This window comes from Streptomyces sp. NPDC029152 (genome assembly GCF_055564355.1).
This window is the reverse complement of sequence record NZ_JBVHWR010000004.1, coordinates 456,101-471,867: the sequence shown is the minus strand read 5'-3', so window position 1 is coordinate 471,867 and position 15,767 is coordinate 456,101. Positions and strand designations below refer to the sequence as shown.

Sequence of the window (15,767 nt, the reverse complement as noted above, 5' to 3'; positions counted from 1 at the left end):
CACACCGATGAACCCGACCTACGCGATACCCGCCGTCGCCCTCGTCGCCGTCGCCACCGTCCTCGTCGGCGCGTTCGGCCTGCGCGTCTCCCGCACCACCTCCGACTTCTACGTCGCCTCCCGCACCGTCGGCCCCCGCCTCAACGCCGCCGCCATCAGCGGCGAGTACCTCTCCGCCGCGTCCTTCCTCGGCATCGCCGGCCTGGTCCTCGTCCAGGGCTCCGACATGCTCTGGTACCCGGTCGGCTACACCGCCGGATACCTGGTCCTGCTCCTGTTCGTCGCCGCCCCGCTGCGCCGCTCCGGCGCCTACACGCTGCCCGACTTCGCCGAGGCCCGGCTCGCCTCCCGGGCGGTGCGCCGGCTGGCGGGCGCCTTCGTCGTCGGCGTCGGCTGGCTGTACCTGCTGCCCCAGCTCCAGGGCGCCGGGCTGACGCTGGCCGTGCTGACCGGAGCGCCCGACCGGCTCGGCGGAGTGATCGTCGCCGTCGTCGTCATCGCCATCGTCGCCGCCGGCGGCATGCGCAGCATCACCTTCGTGCAGGCCTTCCAGTACTGGCTGAAGCTCACCGCCCTGCTCGTCCCGGCGCTCTTCCTGGTCCTGGCCTGGCAGGGCGACGGCGCGCCCGGCCGCGCCTTCGAGGAACCGGCCGCCTTCCGCGAGCAGCGGTCCGCCAGGGTCGGCGACACCCTCACCCTCGAGCTCGACCGGCCGCTCGCCGTCACCGTCGACGGCACCGTGGACGGCCGCGCCCTCGACGGGGCCCGGGTCCAGCTCCCCACCGGCACCCACCGCATCGAGGCCGGCACCCGCCTCACCTTCGCCGAGGGCACCCCGGTCCCGGCCGCCGGACGCGGCGCCGACGACGCCCTGTCGCCGTCGCGGGCCGAGAGCCGCACGGAACGCCCGCTGTACGCGACGTACGGGCTGATCCTCGCCACCTTCCTCGGCACCATGGGCCTGCCGCACGTCGTGGTCCGCTTCTACACCAGTCCGCACGGGGTCGCCGCCCGCCGCACCACCGTCGCCGTCCTGGGCCTGATCGGCGCCTTCTACCTGCTGCCGCCCGTCTACGGAGCCCTCGGCCGCCTCTACGCCCCCGAGCTGACCCTCACCGGCGACGCCGACGCCGCCGTCCTGCTGCTGCCGGACCGGATGATCGGGGGAGTGGGCGGCGACCTGCTCGGCGCCCTGGTCGCGGGGGGTGCCTTCGCCGCGTTCCTGTCCACGGCGTCCGGGCTGACCATGGCCGTCGCGGGCGTCCTCACCCAGGACGTGCTGCCGTCCCGGGGCGTACCGCACTTCCGCCTCGGCACCGTCCTCGCCATGGCCGTCCCCCTGGCGGCGAGCGCCCTGGTCGGCGGACTGCCGGTCGCCGACGCCGTCGGCCTCGCCTTCGCCGTGTCCGCCTCCTCGTTCTGCCCGCTGCTCGTCCTCGGCATCTGGTGGCGGCGGCTGACCCCGCCCGGCGCGGCGGCCGGGATGCTGGTGGGCGGCGGCTCCGCGCTGCTCGCCGTCGCCGCGACCATGGGCGGCTTCCCGGGCGGCGGCGCCCTGCACGCGCTGCTGGCCTGGCCCGCCCTGTGGTCGGTGCCGCTGGGCTTCCTCACCATGGTCCTGGTCTCCCTGGCCGCCCCGGGCCGGGTGCCCGCCGGGACGGCGGCGATCCTGGCCCGCTTCCACCTGCCCGAGGAGCTCGGCGCCGAGGAGCTGCGCACCGTGGAACGGCGCGCGGTCGAGCCGCGCGAGGAGGCGGCGTCATGAGCGGCTTCCTGGCCGGCCTGGTCGTCGCCGTACCGCCCCTGCTGGCCGCGGGCTTCTGGCTGGGGCGGCGCACCGCCCGGCCGCAGCACCTCGGCGGCCTCGGCACCCCGGTCGAGCACGCCACCTTCCAGACCCTGCACACCGCCTCCCTCGCCACCCCGCCGCTGCGCGCCGGCCTGACCGAGGAGACCGCCCGCAAGTCGGCCCGCAAGCTGCGCTCCCTGCTCGGCACCGACGCGCTGTGCCTGGCCGACCACAAGGAGGTCCTGGTCTGGGACGGCGTGGGCGCCCACCACCGCGCCGAGATCATGGAGCGCCTCGCCGGCCCGCTGGAGACCGGCCGGGGCGAGGCCTTCCCGCTCACCTGCGACACCCCCGACTGCGCGGTCCGCTGGGCGGTCGTGGCCCCGCTCACCGTCGACGACCGGGTGCACGGCGCCCTCGTCGCCTGCGCGCCCCGCGAGTCCGCCGTCCTGGCCCGGGCGGCGGGGGAGGTGGCCCGCTGGGTGTCGGTCCAGCTGGAGCTGGCCGACCTCGACCAGTCCCGCACCCGGCTCATCGAGGCCGAGATCAAGGCGCTGCGGGCCCAGATCTCCCCGCACTTCATCTTCAACTCGCTCGCGGTCATCGCGTCCTTCGTGCGCACCGACCCCGAACGCGCCCGCGAGCTGCTGCTGGAGTTCGCCGACTTCACCCGCTACTCGTTCCGCCGGCACGGCGACTTCACCACCCTCGCCGACGAGCTGCACGCCATCGACCACTACCTGGCGCTCGTGCGGGCCCGCTTCGGCGACCGCCTCTCCGTCACCCTCCAGGTCGCCCCCGAGGTGCTGCCGGTCGCCCTGCCCTTCCTCTGCCTCCAGCCGCTCGTCGAGAACGCCGTCAAGCACGGCCTGGAGGGCAAGGCCGTGTCCTCGGGCACGTGCCGCATCCAGATCACCGCGCGGGACGCGGGCGCCGAGGCCCTGGTCGTCATCGAGGACGACGGCGCGGGGATGGACCCCGCCCTGCTGCGCCGCATCCTCGCGCGCGAGGTCAGCCCGTCGGGCGGCATCGGCCTGTCCAACGTCGACGACCGGCTCCGCCAGGTCTACGGAGACGACCACGGCCTCGTCATCGAGACGGCCGTCGGCGCCGGCATGAAGATCACCGTCCGGCTGCCCAAGTACCAGCCGGGCGTCCACTCGGCCGGACGGCTCGGCCGCGAATGAGGGCGGCCGGCGCGGCTCAGGTGCTGCGCGTGGCGACCATCGCGACCGTGATCAGGCCCAGGACGACCCAGCCGAACCACAGCCAGCCGTTGCTGCCGAGCGCCACCGTGTAGGCCGTCACCGCGACCAGGCCGCCGATGGTGAGCGCCCCCATCGTCTTCGTGGAACTGTCCGTGGAACCGGGCATCGCGACACCCTCCTCATGGTCCGTTGCCCTCCATGGTGCCCCCGTTCCGCCGTCGTACGGTGCATACGGCGAGATGCGCACCGTTTTCCCAGGTGCCCGGGGAGGTCCGGGAGCCGGCCTCGTAGCGGGAGGGGTCGAATCCGTAGTCGCGCGGCGGCACGTCCCGCGCACACGCCGCGTCCGCCGCGGAGGGCGCCTCGGCGGGCGTGACGTCGGCGGCCAGCCGCGTGAAGCCGAGCACCTGCTCGTCGTACGGGCCCGCGCACGACACCAGCCGTGCCTCCCGGGCGGAGCGCACGTCCAGGCAGTCCCGCCGCTGCATGGTCGCCGTGTCGGCGAACACCGACCCCGGCGCGCGGTGCCGGCCCAGCGGTCCGTGCACCGGCCCGTACACGCCAAGCACCAGGCAGGCGGTGCGCCGCCCGGCGGCCTCGAAACCGTCCCCGGCCGGCACCACGGCGACGCTGCGCACGCTGGCCGGCCGCTCCCGGACCCCCTGCGTCCGCTGTTCGCACCGCACGGGTCCCAGCTCGCGGACCTCCTCGGCGGAGGAGGCGGGCACGAACGCCATCACCTGCCCGTCGGGAGCCCCGCCCCGGCAGGTCCCGTCGACGGTGAGGCGGGGCGTCCCGGCGAACCGGGCCCGGCCAGTCGGCGCGGACGCAGTCCCCGTCCTCCAGCGGCGCCACGAGCCCCACGGCGTCGCCGTACGGCGTCCCCGCCCCGTCGGCCGGGTGGCCGGCCAGGGCGTACCAGACGCCGCCGAGGGCCAGGACCACTCCGAGGGCTCCGGCGAGGGCGGCCCGCAGGGGCCGGGAGAGCGGACGCCGGCGCCTGTGAGCCGCGGGGGCGTGCCGGCCGTCGGACGTGACCGGGGGGACCGCGGCCCACGAGGGCTGCGATCCCGGGTCGGACCCGGGCCAAAGGTCCGTCTCGGTCTGCGGCGTGACGATCCACGCCGGTTCCGCCTCCGCCTCGGCGACGGTGACACGCCGCGCCGGATCGCGGGCGAGGAGCCCTTCGAGCAGGGGCCGCAGCGCTCCGGCCCGCACGGGCGGACGCGGTGCCCGGGGGGCCTGGCCGAAGGGATCGCGGCCCTCGACGCCGTGGTACAGCGTGCGGCCCAGCGAGAACAGGCCGTCGTCGTCCTCCGGGCCGGCGAGGCGGTGGCCCGCCGGCAGGACCCGCCCGTACGGCGCGCCGGCGCGGTCGGGCGCGAGCAGGACGTCCGCCGGTGTCACGTTCCGGTACGGCTCCCCCCGCCCGCGCCCGGCGGCGAGCGCGCCGAGCACGGCCAGCCCGACCCTGGCGCACTCGGCCGGAGCCAGCGGGCCGCGCCGGGCCACCAGCTCCCGCGGACCGACCGCGCCCGGGACGTACTCCACGACGGCCCAGCACCGGCCTTCGCGCTCCACCACGCCGTGCACGGTCACCGTGTGCGGACAGTGGTGCGGCCCCGGCGCGACCCGGGTACCGGCGCGGACGGCCTCGAGCACGACCTCACGGCTTTGCTCCCGGTCGTGGGCGAGCCACACCCGGCCCGGCCGGCCGTCACCGAGCGGACGCAGCAGCAGGTAACGGCCGACGACGACGCGGCCCGCTGCGGACGGTGGTGGTTCCGACGGCGCATGACGTGACATACCGCTCCCCCCGGGCGGTTCCCCCGACGGGCGTCATGCTGCTGAACCCGGCCGCCGTTCAGCTGCCGCGTGTGTTCAGTGAGGCCAGATAGGCGTTGTACGCCTCGAGTTCCTTGTCGCCGTCGCGGTCGGCGGCCCGGTCGGTGCGCCGGGCCTGCCGCTGGTCCGACGCGTACCACTGGGCCACCAGGGCGAGCAGCACCAGGACGGACGGGACCTCGCTGAACGCCCAGGCGATGCCGCCCGCCGCGTTCTGGTCGGAGAGCGCGTCGATGCCCAGCGACGCGGGCGGGTTCTCGAAGGTCTCGACCATGGGGGAGGAGGCCATCATCAGCGCGATGCCGAAGAACGCGTGGAACGGCATGCCCGCGAACAGCTCCAGCATCCGCATCAGGTAGCCCGGCCGGTGCGGGCCCGGGTCCACGCCCATGATCGGCCAGAAGAAGACCAGGCCGACGGCGAGGAAGTGCACCATCATCCCGACGTGCCCGACCTTGGAGCCCATCAGGAAGTCGAAGAGCGGGGTGAAGTACAGCGCGTACAGGCTGGCGATGAACAGCGGGATGGTGAACACGGGGTGCGTGATGATCCGCATGTAGCGGCTGTGCAGCAGCATCAGCAGCAGTTCGCGCGGTCCCTTGCGGCCCCGGCCCGCCGTGGGCAGCGCCCGCAGCGCCAGGGTGATGGGGGCGCCGAGCAGCAGCAGGATCGGCGAGACCATGCTGATCACCATGTGCTGCACCATGTGCACGCTGAACATGACCATGCCGTAGTCGTTCAGCCTGGTGCACATCATCAGCCCGATGCTCAGCACACCGGTGACGAAGCCGACGGTCCGTCCCACGGGCCACTTGTCGCCGCGCCGCGTCAGACGGACGACACCCCAGCCGTACAGCGCCAGACCCACCAGGCAGGCGATCAGGAAGAAGGGGTCCGCCGACCAGCCGAGACCCCGCCCCAGCGTGAACGGCGGCAGATCCATCGTCATGCCGTGCCCGCTGTGATCCATCCGCCGGCTCCTGTTTCGTGGGGGTTGAGCGCTGCTTGTCCGGACCAAGACTAGAACCGCCCCCGGCGACGAGTGTCACCGGGGGCGTCGGAGCGCCCCGTCAGGGGCGCGGGGCGGTGCCGGCGTGCGGCCCCGCCGCGTGGGCGCGAGCGGCCACGGACCGGCCGCGGCCGGCCGGCGCGACCTCAGAGAACGCACTCCGCTTCCGCGTACCGCGCGTCCGGCACGGTCTTCAGGCTCTCCACGGCCTCGGCCAGCGACACCATCGCGATGTCCGTCCCGCGCAGGGCCGTCATCATCCCGAACTCCCCGCGGTGCACCGCCTCCACCGCGTGCCACCCGAACCGCGTGGCCAGCACCCGGTCGTACGCCGTGGGCGTCCCGCCCCGCTGGACGTGCCCGAGGATCACCGGCCGGGCCTCCTTGCCGAGCCGCTCCTCCAGCTCGACCGAGAGCTGGCGGGCGATCCCGGCGAAGCGCTCGTGGCCGTAGACGTCCTTGCCGCCCTCGTCGAAGTCCATGGTGCCCGGCTTCGGCTTGGCGCCCTCCGCGGCCACCACTATGGCGAACCGCTTGCCCGCCGAGAACCGCTCGCCGACCTTGGCGGTCAGCTCGTCGATGTCGAAGGGCCGTTCCGGGACGACGACGGCGTGGGCGCCGGCGGCCATGCCCGAGTGCAGGGCGATCCAGCCGGTGTGCCGGCCCATGACCTCCACGATGAGCACCCGCTGGTGGGACTCGGCGGTGGTCTTGAGCCGGTCGAGGGCCTCGGTGGCGACGGTGACGGCCGTGTCGAAGCCGAAGGTGACGTCGGTGACCGCTATGTCGTTGTCGATGGTCTTCGGCACGCCCACGATCGGCAGGCCGTTGTCGGACAGCAGCCGGGCCGCCTTCAGCGTGCCCTCCCCGCCGATCGGGATGATCGCGTCGAGGCCGAGTTCCCCGACATGGCCGCGGGCCCGCTCCACACCGTCCCGCAGGTGCTCGGGACGGACCCGGGAGGAGCCGAGGATGGTGCCGCCGCGGGCCAGGATGCCGCCGACGGCGTCGAGGTCGAGCTTGAGGTAGTCACACTCCAGGAGGCCCTTCCAGCCGTCCCGGAAGCCGATGACCTCGTCGCCGTGGTCGACGACGGCGCGGTGCACGACGGACCGGATGACGGCGTTCAGGCCGGGGCAGTCACCGCCGGACGTGAGGACACCAATGCGCATAGCCCGAATTACCTTCTCAACGTGGCACGGGTCCGGACCGCGCTGTCCGGTTCGGTTCCCCGCCACCCTAGCGGTACACAGGGGCGGGGCCGAACCGTGCGTCCGCCTACTGGACGTACCCGCTCACCTGTGCGGACGCATCATCAGACGGGCTGGAGCGAGGGCGTCAGGCGGGCTGCTGCGCCGCCGCGATGCGCTCGTTGCGCAGCGCCTCGTACCACCGGTCGTCGGTCGGCGGCAGCGCGTTCACGTCGAGGGCCAGCTTCAGCAGCAGGTCCGCGATCTGCGGGTTGCGGGCGAGCACGGGCCCGTGCATGTACGTGCCGAAGACCGTGTCGTTGTACGCGCCCTCCGTCCCGTCGCCCGTGCCGTTGCCGTTGCCGAAGCGGACCTGGGCGAGCGGGCGGGCGGTGGGGCCGAGGTGGGTGACGCCCTGGTGGTTCTCGAAGCCGGTCAGCGGGGGCAGGCCGAGGCGCGGGTCGATGTCGCCGAGGACGTCGCCCACGCACCGCGCGCCCTCGCCGCGGGTCGAGACCACGTCGAGCAGGCCGAGGCCCGGCTCGCGCTGGCCGAGGTCGTTGATGAACTCGTGGCCGAGGATCTGGTACCCGGCGCAGACGGAGAAGACGATCGCGCCGTTCTCCACCGCCCGGTGCAGGCCCCCGTCGCGGCGCAGCCGCTCGGCCGCGAGCCGCTGCGGCCGGTCCTCGCCGCCGCCGATCAGATAGATGTCGCCGGAGGTCGGGATCGCCTGGTCGCTGCGCACGTCGAGCCGGGCCACGTCGAGGCCGCGCTGCCGGGCCCGGCGCTCCACGACCAGGGCGTTGCCCTGGTCGCCGTACGTGCTGAGCAGGTCCGGGTAGATCCAGACGATCCGCAGTTGGTTGTCGCTCACGAAAATCCCCTGAGGTTACGCGGTCAGTTGCCGACGCGGCGGCGCAGGTCCTGGAAGGCGGTGTAGTTCGCGATGACCTCGATCCGTCCGGGCGGGCACATCTGCACCGCCTGGTCGAGGTTCTCGCACACCTGGAACTGCTGGTCCGCGACCTCGAGGCGTACCGCGAGGTCCAGCTTGCGGTCGCCGATCACGCAGATCGGGTGGCCGGTCAGCCGGGTGTAGTCCACGTCCCACAGCCAGGAGGTGTCGGTGCCGTCGGCGCCGCGCGCGTTCACCGACAGGATGACCGGGGTCGGCGGCGGGTCGATCAGGGAGAAGGTCTCCAGCCAGCCCGCCGGGTTCTTGGCGAGCAGCAGTCGCAGGTCGCGGCCCTGGAACTGCACGACGTCGTAGCGCCCGGCGACCGCCTGCACCTGGTACATGCGCTCCAGGGCGACCTGCGGCGGCACCCCGAAGACGGCGGCGACGGCGGCCGAGGAGGCGGCGTTGGCCTTGTTGGCGCGGCCCGGCAGCTGGAGGTGGATCGGCCAGGCGGAACCGTGCGGGTCGAGGACGTGGTCGCCGGACAGGGCCCAGCTCGGCGTGGGGCGGCGGAAGCCGCACTCGCCGCAGAACCAGTCGTCGCCCGGGCGCTGCATCACGCCGCCGCAGGACGGGCAGGACCAGGCGTCGTCCTTCCACATCTGCCCGGCGGCGACCCAGATCACGTTGGGGGAGGAGGAGGCGGCCCACACCACCAGCGGGTCGTCGGCGTTGGCGACGACCACGGCCTTCGAACCGGCCAGGCCCTCGCGCCAGTTCTCGGCGAGCATCCGGGTCTCGGCGGCGCGGTCGAGCTGGTCGCGGGAGAGGTTGAGCAGCGCGATGCACTTCGGCTCGGTGGCCTGGGCGACGCCGACGAGGTACTTCTCGTCGACCTCGATCACGCCGTAGCGGGCGTCCGAGCCGTCCGCGAGGGCGGAGGTGATGCCGGCCGGCATGTTGGCGCCGAGCGCGTTGGACACGACCGGTCCGGCCGCCTTGAGCGCCTCGGCGATGAGCCGGGTGGTGGTGGTCTTGCCGTTGGTCGCCGAGACGAGGGTCACGTCCAGGTGCTGGGCGAGCCGGGCGAGGAGGGCGGGGTCGAGTTTCAGCGCGACCCGGCCGCCGATCACCGAACCGCTGCCGCGCCCCGCGGCGCGGGACGCCGCCGCGACCGCTTTGCCCGCGGTCACGGCCAGCTTGGCCCGCGGCGTGAGCGGGTCCGAGTTGCCTGCCATCAGTTCTCGATCCTCCTTGCCGTACGCGCCGCGCCTGAAGCCTGTGAAGCCTGACGGCCACGTGGTGTGGACCTCAGCCTATCGAGATCCATTCGCACTCCCGAATCGCGGCACCGGCCACGCGGCCCCGACGGTGGGCGCGCGCCGCCGGGGAACACAGGGACCTTACTCTGACCGTCATGCGACACGGTTCCATCCCGGGCGTCCACGGGCGCGTACGGCCCCTCACCCTCCTCGGCGACCCCGTCCTGCACACCCCCTGCGACGAGGTGACGGACTTCGGTCCGGAACTCGCGGCGCTGGTGGAGGACTTGTTCGCGACCATGTACGCCGCCCGCGGCGTCGGCCTGGCGGCGAACCAGATCGGCGAGCCGGTGCGCGTCTTCGTGTACGACTGCCCGGACGACGAGGACGTGCGCCACCTCGGCCACGTGGTGAACCCGCGGCTCGTCGAGACGGACGGGGTGGTGGTGCGCGGCCCGGAGGGCTGTCTGTCACTGCCCGGTCTGGAGGCGGGCACCGAGCGCCACGACCACGCGGTCGTCGAGGGCTTCACGGTGACCGGGGAGCCGGTCACCGTGCACGGGACGGGGTTCTTCGCCCGGTGCCTCCAGCACGAGTGCGACCACCTGGAGGGCCGGATCTACGCCGACCGGTTGTCGGGCCGGCGTCACCGGAAGCTGATGAGGCAGGTGGCGCGGGCGTCCTGGAACCGCTGACCGCGCCCCGGCGGCGCGGGGCCCGGGCGTCAGAACCCCGGGCCGCCCGCCCTGTCCCCGGCGACGGACAGCCGCCCCCACAGCAGATCGGCCAGACTGGTCACCAACTCCGCCCGGGAGCAGGGGCGTTCGCCCAGCCACCAGTCGCCGGCGGCGTGCATCATGCCGACGATGCCGTGTCCCCAGACCCGGGCCAGCCGCTCACTGCCGGGGCCCATGTCGAGGCGCTCCTCGATGACCTTGCCCAGCTCCTCGCCCATGCGGCGCAGCAGCGGGGCCGAGTGCTTGCCCACGTCGAAGCCCTGCTCGGTCTGGTCGCTCGCGGTGGCGCCGGCCTCCGCCGGATGCATCAGGAAGCGGTACACCTGCGGGCGTGCCTCGATGGCCGCCAGATAGGTGTCGAGCGTGGCCTCGACGCGCTCGCGCCGCTCCGCCGGGGCGTCCAGGGCGGCCCGCAGCGAGGCGAGGAGGGCGTCCGTGTGCCGCTGGGCGAGGGCGGCGTACAGGCCGCCCTTGTCGCCGAAGTGCCGGTAGAGGATCGGCTTGGTGATGCCCGCCTCGGCGGCGATGGCGTTCATCGAGGCCTGCGGACCGTCGCGCAGCACCACCCGGTCGGCGGCCTCCAGCAGCTCGCGCCGTCGGCGGTCGGCGGACCGCTGCTGCTCGGTCCGCTGCGTGGTGTCCATGTGCTCTCCCCACCCGTGCTGTTTCGGTGACGCCTGCGCAAACTAACACCAGGCAGGCGACCGGCACCGAACGGGAGGTCGGCGGCCGTCGGGAGTTGACTTTTCCTACCCACGGGTAACAGACTCCTGTTACCGCTAGTAACAAGCATGTGCGCCACTGGAGGGGACATGGCCGAGTTCACCATGGAGCTCAACGACGAACAGAAGGAGGTCCGGGACTGGCTGCACGGCTTCGCCGCCGACGTCATCCGTCCCGCGGCCGCCGAATGGGACGAGCGTGAGGAGACTCCCTGGCCGGTCATCCAGGAGGCCGCCAAGGTCGGCATCTACTCCCTCGACTTCTACGCCCAGCAGTACTTCGACCCCACCGGCCTCGGCATCCCCATGGCGATGGAGGAGCTGTTCTGGGGCGACGCCGGCATCGCCCTGTCGATCGTCGGCACCGGCCTCGCCGCCGTCGGCGTCCTCGCCAACGGCACCGAGGAGCAGATCGGCACCTGGATCCCCCAGATGTACGGCGACGCGAACGACGTGAAGGTGGCGGCCTTCTGCTCCTCCGAGCCCGACGCCGGCTCCGACGTGGCCTCCATGCGCACGCGCGCCGTGTACGACGAGGCCAAGGACGAGTGGGTGCTCGACGGCACCAAGACCTGGGCGACCAACGGCGGCATCGCCAACGTCCACGTCGTCGTCGCGGTCGTCGACCCGGAACTGGGGTCCAAGGGCCACGCCTCCTTCATCGTCCCGCCGAACACGCCGGGGCTGTCCCAGGGGCAGAAGTTCAAGAAGCACGGCATCCGCGCCTCCCACACCGCCGAGGTCGTCCTCGACCGGGTGCGCGTCCCCGGCTCCTGCCTGCTCGGCGGCAAGGAGAAGCTGGACGAGCGGCTGGCCCGCGCCCGGGAGAAGGCCAAGGCGGGCGGCGAGCGAGTGAAGAACGCGGCGATGGCCACCTTCGAGGCGTCCCGCCCGGCCGTCGGCGCGATGGCGGTGGGCACCGCCCGTGCCGCGTACGAGGTGGCGCTGGAGTACGCCCGGACCCGCGAGCAGTTCGGGCGGCCGATCATCGACAACCAGGGCGTCGCCTTCCAGCTCGCCGACATGCGCACGTCGATCGACGCGGCGCGGCTGCTGGTGTGGCGGGCGTCCTGGATGGCGGTCAACGGCAAGCCGTTCACGGCCGCCGAGGGCTCGATGTCCAAGCTGTTCGCGAGCGAGACGGCGAAGAAGGTGACCGCCCAGGCGGTCCAGATCCTGGGCGGCAACGGCTACACCCGGGAGTACCCGGTGGAGCGGATGCACCGCGACAGCGCCATCTACACGATCTTCGAGGGCACCAGCGAGATCCAGCGGCTGGTGATCGCGCGGACCCTGGCGGGGATGCCGATCCGCTAGAGCGGGGCGGGCGTCAGGTGGACCGGCCGCTGCTGTGGGCGATGCAGGCCACGTCGATGCGGTCGGCCAGCTTGGCGAGTTCGATGGTGAGGGCCGCCACGGTGTCCTCGTCCAGGTCCTCCTCGCCGGCCTCCACCAGCCTCAGCCACCGCCCGCCCACCGTGCGCAGCAGCTTGCTCACGTCGGCCGCGGACACCTGCAGGGTGCCGCGGTCGTCGACGATCAGAGGCAGGGTCACTTCGCGGGTCACAAAAAGGGATCGTAGCCCCGGAACCCTCACGCCCCGTGCCATACGGTGGTGATGTTGCAGAACTCGCGGATTCCGTGCCCGGACAGCTCACGCCCGTAGCCCGACCGCTTGACCCCGCCGAACGGGAAGGCCGGGTGGGACGCCGTCATCCCGTTGACGTAGACCCCGCCCGCCTCCAGGTCCCGGACGAAGCGGTCCACGTCGGCGTCGTCGCGCGTCCACACGTTGGAACTGAGCCCGAAGTCCGTGTCGTTGGCGATCAGCACGGCCTCGTCCAGGTCGGCCGCCCGGTAGACCGTGGCGACCGGGCCGAAGGCCTCCTCGCGGTGGATGCGCATCTCGCGGGTGATGCCGGCCAGCACCGTCGGCGGGTAGTACCAGCCGGGCCCGTCGGGGCGTTCGCCGCCGCACAGCACCCTCGCGCCGCCGCGCACCGCGTCCTCGACCAGCTCCACCAGGTCGGTCACGCCCTGTTCGCTGGAGAGCGGCCCGACCTCGGTCTCCTCGTCCATCGGGTCGCCGACCCTGAGCGCCTTCATGCCCTCGGTGAAGCGCTCGACGAAGGCGTCGTGGACGTCCGTGTGCACGATGAACCGCTTGGCGGCGATGCAGGACTGCCCGGCGTTCTGCGTGCGCGCGGTCACCGCGACCTCGGCGGCCCGGTCGATGTCGGCGGACGGCATGACGACGAACGGATCGCTGCCGCCCAGCTCCAGCACCGTCTTCTTGATCATCTCCCCGGCGGTGGAGGCAACGGCGCGGCCGGCGGGCTCGCTGCCGGTGAGGGTGGCCGCCCGCACGCGCTCGTCGCGCAGGATGTCGTCGACCGCGGCGGAGCCGATCAGCAGGGTCTGGAAGCAGCCCTCGGGGAAGCCCGCGCGGTGGAACAGGTCCTCCAGGTACAGCGCGGTCTGCGGGACGTTCGAAGCGTGCTTGAGCAGGCCGACGTTGCCCGCCATCAGCGCGGGCGCCGCGAAGCGGATCACCTGCCACAGCGGGAAGTTCCACGGCATCACCGCCAGCACCGGGCCGAGCGGCCGGTAGCGCACCAGGGCGCGGGAGGCGCCGGAGTCCTTCACGTCCGCCTCGGCGGGCTCCTCGTCGGCGAGCAGCTCCGCGGCGTGATCGGCGTACCAGCGCATCGCCTTGGCGCACTTGGCCGCCTCCGCGCGGGCCTGCTTGACCGGCTTGCCCATCTCGGTGGTGATGACCTTGCCGATCTCGTCCTGGTCCGCCTCCAGGAGATCGGCGGCCCGGTGCATGAGCCGGGCCCGCTCCTCGAAGGACGTCGTCCGGTACGTGCGGAACGTGGCCTCCGCGAGCTGGAGCCGGCGTTCGGTCTCCTCCTCGCCCATGGCCTCGTACGTCCTGAGCGTCTCGCCGTTCGCCGGGTTCACCGTCGCGATGGGCATGGCCGACCTCCCTGGGTGCGCGATCGTGCTTCGACCTTGGCGCGCGGCGGGGGGTGCCGCAACGCGGAGGGTCTCGTCAGTGCGAGTGCTCAGCCAGCCGGTCGAGAAACGCGGACTGGGCCTTCACGATCACCTCGCGCGCCCGGTCCACCGGGAACCACGCCACCCGGTCCAGCTCGGGGAACTCCTCGGTCCGGCCCGACCTGGGCGGCCACTCCATGCGGAAGGTGCCGGGGACGATCGTCGCCGGGTCGAGGTCGGCCTCGACGGCCCACGCCGTGACGACCTTCCCGCCGGCCTGGCGGACCTCGCCGAGCGGCACGGCCTCGCCGTCGGGCGGCGGCAGTCCGAGCTCCTCCTCGAACTCGCGCCGGGCCGCCTCCCAGGCGGGCTCCGCCGGGTCGTACTCGCCCTTGGGGATCGTCCACGCCCCGGCGTCGCGGCGGGCGTGGAAGGGGCCGCCCATGTGACCGAGCAGCACCTCGGTGCCCCCGTCGCCGGGGCGGTGCAGCAGCAGGCCCGCGCTGCGCCTCACGGGGCCACCCCGGGGTGGGCCGCGAGGAGGGTCTCGACGGTGTCCGCGTCCTCGGGCCGCTTGTCCTCGCGGTAGCGCACGACGCGGGCGAAGCGGAGGGTGACGCCGGCCGGGTAGCGGGGGGAGCGCTGGAGGCCGTCGTAGGCGATCTCGACGACGAGTTCGGGGCGCACGGTCACGCCCCACCCGTGCTCCTCGACGGCCAGCTCCCCGAGGCGCCCCGTCTGCCAGGTCAGCAGCGCGTCGGTCATGCCCTTGAAGGTCTTGCCGAGCATGACGAACGAGCCGTCCTCGGCGCGGGCGCCCAGGTGGAGGTTGGACAGCTTGCCGGTACGGCGGCCGTGTCCCCACTCGGCGGCCAGGACGACCAGGTCGAGGGTGTGCACGGGTTTGACCTTCAGCCAGGAGGCGCCGCGCCGGCCCGCGCTGTAGGCGGCGTCGAGCCCCTTGACCACGACGCCCTCGTGGCCGCGTTCCAGTGTCCGGGCGAGGAACTCCTCGGCCGCGGGCGTGTCGCCGGGCCCCGCCACCAGGGTGCGGCGCACCCGCATCGGCTCCGGGACCAGCCGGGCCAGTTCCGCGTGCCGTTCGGTCAGCGGCAGGTCGAGCAGGTCGCGGCCGTCGACGGACAGCGCGTCGAAGAACACGACGGAGACGGGGACGTCCCGCGCGGCCGTGGGCACGTCCGTGCGGGAGCCGACGCGTCCGGCGGTCTCCTGGAACGAGCGGGGGCGGCCGGCCCCGTCGAGGGAGATCACCTCGCCGTCCAGGACGAACCGCTCCCCGGGCAGCGCGAGGGCGGCCCGCGTGACCTCGGGCAGCCGGTCGGTGATGTCGTCCAGGGTGCGGGTGTGGATCCGTACGGTGCCGCCGTCGCGGTGCACCTGGACGCGGATGCCGTCCAGCTTCTCCTCGACGGCGCAGCCGCCCAGCCTGCCGACCGCCTCGGCGACCGAGGACGCGCTGTGCGCCAGCATCGGCAGCACCGGGCGGCCGACGGTGAGCCGGAACCGGGCCAGGGCGTCGGGCCCGTCGGCGAGCAGGGCCTCGGCCACGTCCTGCAGCGAGCCCGCGAGCATCACCGCACGCCGTACGTCCGCCGCCGGCGCCCCGGTGGCCAGGGCCAGTCCCTCCACGGCGGCCGCGTCCAGGGCGCCCTGCCGCACCTCGCCGGTGAGCAGCCCCAGCAGGAAGCGCTGCTCGTCCTCGGTGGCCGCGCCCATCAGCGCGCCGACCAGCCGCGACCGCTCGGCCCGCGAACCGGCCCCGGAGACCGCGCCGAGTTCCGTGAGCCGGGCGTCCACCTCGCGCACGGTCAGGCTCGGCCCGGCGGCCGGCGGGACCCGTTCGCCCAGCACCTTCCAGCCGACGCCGATCCGGCCCTGGGGGAGGCGTCCCGCCAGGTACGGGATGACGATCGGCACGTCCTCCGCCTCCGCCTCCCGGAACAGCTCCGCGAGCAGGGCGGTCTTCCGGGACCGCGCCGACGTGGCAGCGATCTCCCGGGACACCTGGGCCAGTCGGGCGAGCAGCATGCAGTCAGGGTGCACCGGGAGGGCCCGGCCCACACCCGCACGGACGCCCGGCCTT

Annotated in this window: 16 protein-coding genes; 5 read left to right on the top strand and 11 right to left on the bottom strand. The window is 73.6% G+C overall.

Annotation, left to right across the window (positions count from 1 at the left end; translation table 11 throughout):
* Positions 1-7: 7 nt before the first annotated feature.
* Both ACZ4V6_RS11595 and ACZ4V6_RS11590 read left to right on the top strand, forming a co-directional pair.
* Positions 8-1,765, top strand: coding sequence for a sodium/solute symporter (locus ACZ4V6_RS11595; RefSeq protein ID WP_467825311.1), 1,758 nt, complete (start codon positions 8-10; stop codon positions 1,763-1,765).
* Positions 1,762-2,976, top strand: coding sequence for a sensor histidine kinase (locus ACZ4V6_RS11590; RefSeq protein WP_467825308.1), 1,215 nt, complete (start codon positions 1,762-1,764; stop codon positions 2,974-2,976). Before ACZ4V6_RS11595 ends, ACZ4V6_RS11590 begins: the two co-directional genes overlap by 4 nt.
* Positions 2,977-2,992: 16 nt before the next feature.
* Here ACZ4V6_RS11590 and ACZ4V6_RS11585 read toward each other — a convergent pair whose 3' ends face one another.
* Complete coding sequence (locus tag ACZ4V6_RS11585; protein ID WP_171990989.1) at positions 2,993-3,163, bottom strand: hypothetical protein; 171 nt, start codon at positions 3,161-3,163, stop codon at positions 2,993-2,995.
* Positions 3,164-3,176: 13 nt separating this feature from the next.
* Positions 3,177-3,734 (bottom strand): septum formation family protein, encoded by a 558-nt coding sequence (locus ACZ4V6_RS11580; protein WP_467825304.1) that lies wholly within the window; start codon positions 3,732-3,734, stop codon positions 3,177-3,179.
* 535 nt (positions 3,735-4,269) lie between these two features.
* On the opposite strand from ACZ4V6_RS11580, the gene ACZ4V6_RS11575 reads away from it, so the two are divergent.
* A complete protein-coding gene (locus tag ACZ4V6_RS11575) occupies positions 4,270-4,800 on the top strand; it encodes a hypothetical protein (RefSeq protein ID WP_467825302.1) in 531 nt (176 codons plus the stop codon).
* A 61-nt stretch (positions 4,801-4,861) separates the two neighbouring features.
* Here the strand turns inward: ACZ4V6_RS11575 and ACZ4V6_RS11570 are convergent, their stop codons facing one another.
* The 4 genes from ACZ4V6_RS11570 to ACZ4V6_RS11555 all read right to left on the bottom strand — a co-directional run bounded on the left by ACZ4V6_RS11570 (position 4,862) and on the right by ACZ4V6_RS11555 (position 9,180).
* A complete protein-coding gene (locus ACZ4V6_RS11570) occupies positions 4,862-5,812 on the bottom strand; it encodes a cytochrome c oxidase assembly protein (RefSeq protein ID WP_467825299.1) in 951 nt (316 codons plus the stop codon).
* Between the two features lie 185 nt (positions 5,813-5,997).
* Positions 5,998-7,023 carry a 6-phosphofructokinase gene (locus tag ACZ4V6_RS11565; RefSeq protein ID WP_467825296.1) on the bottom strand — a complete coding sequence of 342 codons (1,026 nt, stop codon included), beginning with the start codon at positions 7,021-7,023 and terminating at the stop codon, positions 5,998-6,000.
* 166 nt (positions 7,024-7,189) lie between these two features.
* The gene (locus ACZ4V6_RS11560) at positions 7,190-7,918 is read right to left on the bottom strand and encodes a type 1 glutamine amidotransferase (RefSeq protein WP_077799604.1); all 729 of its coding nucleotides are present in this window, start codon (positions 7,916-7,918) and stop codon (positions 7,190-7,192) included.
* Positions 7,919-7,941: 23 nt separating this feature from the next.
* The gene (locus tag ACZ4V6_RS11555) at positions 7,942-9,180 is read right to left on the bottom strand and encodes a DUF1727 domain-containing protein (RefSeq protein WP_467825293.1); all 1,239 of its coding nucleotides are present in this window, start codon (positions 9,178-9,180) and stop codon (positions 7,942-7,944) included.
* Between the two features lie 179 nt (positions 9,181-9,359).
* Between ACZ4V6_RS11555 and def the strand changes: the two genes are divergently transcribed.
* Entirely contained in the window at positions 9,360-9,899 is a 540-nt protein-coding gene (gene def / locus ACZ4V6_RS11550; RefSeq protein WP_467825290.1) for a peptide deformylase, read from the top strand.
* 29 nt (positions 9,900-9,928) lie between these two features.
* On the opposite strand, the gene ACZ4V6_RS11545 is transcribed toward def, so the two are convergent.
* Positions 9,929-10,585 (bottom strand): TetR/AcrR family transcriptional regulator, encoded by a 657-nt coding sequence (locus ACZ4V6_RS11545; RefSeq protein ID WP_467825287.1) that lies wholly within the window; start codon positions 10,583-10,585, stop codon positions 9,929-9,931.
* A gap of 168 nt (positions 10,586-10,753) precedes the next feature.
* Here ACZ4V6_RS11545 and ACZ4V6_RS11540 point away from each other — a divergent pair, with 168 nt between their 5' ends.
* On the top strand, positions 10,754-11,980 hold the full coding sequence (locus ACZ4V6_RS11540) for an acyl-CoA dehydrogenase family protein (protein WP_467825284.1): 1,227 nt from the start codon (positions 10,754-10,756) through the stop codon (positions 11,978-11,980).
* A gap of 13 nt (positions 11,981-11,993) precedes the next feature.
* On the opposite strand, the gene ACZ4V6_RS11535 is transcribed toward ACZ4V6_RS11540, so the two are convergent.
* From ACZ4V6_RS11535 to ACZ4V6_RS11520, 4 genes are all read right to left on the bottom strand, one after another.
* Positions 11,994-12,230, bottom strand: a complete 237-nt coding sequence (locus ACZ4V6_RS11535) for a DUF6213 family protein (protein WP_467825282.1) — start codon at positions 12,228-12,230, stop codon at positions 11,994-11,996.
* 26 nt (positions 12,231-12,256) lie between these two features.
* On the bottom strand, positions 12,257-13,642 hold the full coding sequence (locus ACZ4V6_RS11530; protein WP_467825279.1) for an NADP-dependent succinic semialdehyde dehydrogenase: 1,386 nt from the start codon (positions 13,640-13,642) through the stop codon (positions 12,257-12,259).
* A gap of 76 nt (positions 13,643-13,718) precedes the next feature.
* A complete protein-coding gene (locus ACZ4V6_RS11525; protein WP_467825276.1) occupies positions 13,719-14,177 on the bottom strand; it encodes an NUDIX hydrolase in 459 nt (152 codons plus the stop codon).
* The gene (locus ACZ4V6_RS11520; protein ID WP_467825274.1) at positions 14,174-15,712 is read right to left on the bottom strand and encodes an ATP-dependent DNA ligase; all 1,539 of its coding nucleotides are present in this window, start codon (positions 15,710-15,712) and stop codon (positions 14,174-14,176) included. The genes ACZ4V6_RS11525 and ACZ4V6_RS11520 overlap by 4 nt, the downstream gene beginning before the upstream one ends.
* Between the last annotated feature and the right edge of the window lie 55 nt (positions 15,713-15,767).